The 2,576-nt window shown below is 42.3% G+C and carries 3 protein-coding genes; all 3 read left to right on the plus strand.

All coding sequences use genetic code 11. The annotated features are described in order from the left end of the window. On the plus strand, positions 1–646 hold a 646-nt coding region (locus AB4496_RS23250), incomplete at its 5' end, for a methyl-accepting chemotaxis protein (RefSeq protein WP_372132131.1). 12 nt (positions 647–658) lie between these two features. Continuing rightward, on the plus strand, positions 659–1,909 hold the full coding sequence (locus AB4496_RS23255) for a hypothetical protein (RefSeq protein WP_102257347.1): 1,251 nt from the start codon (positions 659–661) through the stop codon (positions 1,907–1,909). Positions 1,910–1,920: 11 nt separating this feature from the next. Further along, positions 1,921–2,316 carry a phosphate ABC transporter substrate-binding protein gene (locus AB4496_RS23260; protein ID WP_009846438.1) on the plus strand — a complete coding sequence of 132 codons (396 nt, stop codon included), beginning with the start codon at positions 1,921–1,923 and terminating at the stop codon, positions 2,314–2,316. Positions 2,317–2,576 lie beyond the last annotated feature (260 nt).

The following is a 2,576-nucleotide window of genomic DNA, read 5'->3' on the forward strand; positions in this document are numbered from 1 at the left end:
AAAAGCCAATTCTAGTGCTCAAACAGGAACACAAGTGGTTCTTAAAACGAGTAAAGAAATTGAAGAGCTTGCGACAAACATCCGTGATACGGCCTGTAAGTTGAAAGAACTCGATCAGAATGCAAGCAATGTTGGCTCAATACTAAACACAATACAAAGTGTCGCTGAGCAAACGAATTTATTAGCACTAAATGCTGCAATTGAAGCTGCGCGAGCTGGTGAACATGGCCGAGGCTTTGCTGTTGTGTCCGACGAAGTGCGCGTGTTAGCGAACAATACTCAACAATCAGCAACAGAAATTAATGCCCTGTTGGTCGACCTTAAGTCCGGCTCTAACGCTGCTGTTGGCGCTATGGACCAAGGCTTAGCGAGCTCGTCACAGGCGGTTGGAGACGCGCAAAACGCTGGTGACTATCTATTAGAAATTAGTGGCCAGGTAGAAGAAATTACCGAGCTCAACAAACAAATTGCAAGTACTACAGAGCATCAAGCTCGTGCTTCAAAACAAATCCACACCCATATGGATGATTTTAGACAGTGCTCTCATCAAGTGTCTCAGTCGACAGATCAACTCGAAGCTCTAAGTCACCAACTGAGTGGCATCGTTACAGAGCTGAGTAAATCAACATCACAATTTAAAGTATAACGGAGAACAACAATGACTAACTCCTCTTTTCGCTTATTGCCGTTAGCGGTAGCACTTGCGACTTCATTCGCTGTACACGCTACAGATGAGCAAAAATTGGCTGAGCTTGAGAACAAGGTCGCTATTCTTGAAGCAAAAGAACTAAATTCAGTCGCTGATAAATTTAGCTTCAATGGTTTTGCGTCTTTGAACATGCAACTTGGTAACAATAGCCATGGTTTCATGAAGTCACAAAACAAAGTACGCTTTGATGAAGGTTCTCTAATTGGTTTGCAAGGTGAGTTTGAAGTTAACGACTCTACTTCAGCTGTAGTGCAAATGGTTGCTCGCGGTAACAAGAAAGAAAACTGGACACCGGATGTTGAGTGGGCATTTCTAAGCCATAAAGTAACACCAAATTTGACAGTCCGTGGCGGTAAGCTACGTCTTCCTCTGTTCATGTACTCTGACTACCTAGAAGTGGGTTACGCTCAAACAAGCGTTCGCGTTCCTAGTGAAGTTTATGGTTCTGTGGTTCTTACGTCACTTACTGGTGGTGATTTCATCTATGACGTTGAGTTAGACGACAGCACAGTATCATTCCAAGGTTTCGTAGGTTCACAAAAGCTTTCAGCGTCTAAGCATAGCTACAATGCTGATACGCAGTTTGATGACATCGCTGGTGGTGTGATCAACTGGACAGACGACACTTGGACTTTACGTACGGTTTACGCTCAAGCAGTGGTAAGCTCAACAACAAACTGGAACGTTAAGAATAAGCCACCTATTTTAAACACAACGTTTAACGATGAGAATGCGAAGTTCTACGGTGTTGGTGGTCGATACGACAACGGTAACCTATCGCTAGTTTCAGAAGTTACTCGTACAACGGTTGAAGGTTTCTATCACGATGTAGATTCTGCTTACCTGACAACGGCTTACCGTGTGAACGAATTCACGCCTTACGTAACTGTAGCGCACATGGAATCGACAGACGATGCAGAACGTAACAACCAGGTTAAACGTCAATACGTAAACATGGTTAAGAACCCAAGTGCTGCTACTAAATATGCTTTCGGCTCTGCAGCCGCTATCTCTAGCAACATGAATATCCAACGCACAACTTACAGCATCGGTACTCGTTGGGACTTTATGCCTAATATCGCGCTGAAAGGTGATGTTAGCTACCTAACCAACTTCGGTTCAACTAATGGTGGAGTTAACGCATCTTACAAGAACGAAGACAACATCTTGTACACAGTTAAAGTTGACGCGGTATTTTAAGGAAGAGAATTATGTTTAAAAAAGCATTGGTAGCCGCTGCTCTTCTTAGCAGCATGAACGCTTTCGCTGGTTTGGTTGTTGTTGGCAACCCATCAATGAATGAGCTTGACGCTTCAACAGTTAAAAAACTGTATCTAGGTAAAGCAAAGTCTCTACAGATTGAAGCGGTAGACTTGGAAGACGGTCACCCACTTAAGGGTACTTTTCACCAAGCAATTACAAAGAAGACAGAAGCACAGCTTCAAGCTTACTGGGCAAAGCGAGTATTTACGGGTAAAGGTCAACCACCTAAAGCTGTAGGTCAAGAAAGCTTAGCGAAAGACATGGTAGCTAGCTCTTCAAACAAAATTGCTTATATCGATGACTCTTTAGTTGATAGCTCAGTTAAGGTTCTTCTAAAGCTTTAAGTTTGAGCTATAAAATAAAAGCTTGAGCTGTAAAGTAAAGGCTTTTCGTGTGGCGCTCTAATAGGGCGCCACTCTTACATTGGCTTACATACTGCTCGAACTCTCTTACTTACCGCTTACACTCGCTTGTCAATTCCCTATCTTATTGTTTCATAAGGCAATCTTGCTGGTTGTTTTTTGTTCTATTCTCTAAAAAATCCAAATTTTTTATATTTTTATTCATTTAGTTTGTTTGATATAAAAATGGGCATGTTGAGATT

Source organism: Vibrio sp. 10N.222.46.A1, assembly GCF_041473595.1.
Classification (GTDB): Bacteria; Pseudomonadota; Gammaproteobacteria; order Enterobacterales; family Vibrionaceae; genus Vibrio; species Vibrio tasmaniensis_A.